1 protein-coding gene is annotated in these 416 nt (G+C 60.3%); it reads right to left on the bottom strand.

Features of this window, described 5'->3' with window-relative positions:
- The coding region (locus ACODTY_RS24175; protein WP_488996709.1) for an SMODS domain-containing nucleotidyltransferase at positions 1-416 on the bottom strand (416 nt) is incomplete at both ends.

The raw sequence follows: 416 nt of genomic DNA on the forward strand, positions 1-416 counted from the left end.
CTTGAAGGCCTCGATCACGCGCTCCTCGTTCGGCGTGCGAACCCTGTACCATTCAGCATGCCCATAGGCGTTCATCGGGACCATGCAGTCGTCATTCGACGGCAGCGGTCCTTTCGCATGGGTGATCGACGACTGGCGATCGGTGGTGCCGTAGTCGCGGAGCGCCGGTGTCACGTCGAGATGCATGTTGTCGGCATAGAACAGCGTGACGCAACGGGTCTGCCGGACGACCTTCTGAACCGGATAGTCCTGCAGAGCCGCAGCGAGCGCCTGCAGGATCGCGAGTGGCGTCATATGACGATAGCGACCGCCAAGCTGGGCGACGATATCGATATCGTATTCGTCGTCGGTGCCGCGCGTGGAGATGGTTGCGTCGATGACCATCGATCCCTGGGCATAGAAATGCTCGATCTGAT

The organism is Mesorhizobium sp. FG116, assembly GCF_057809835.1.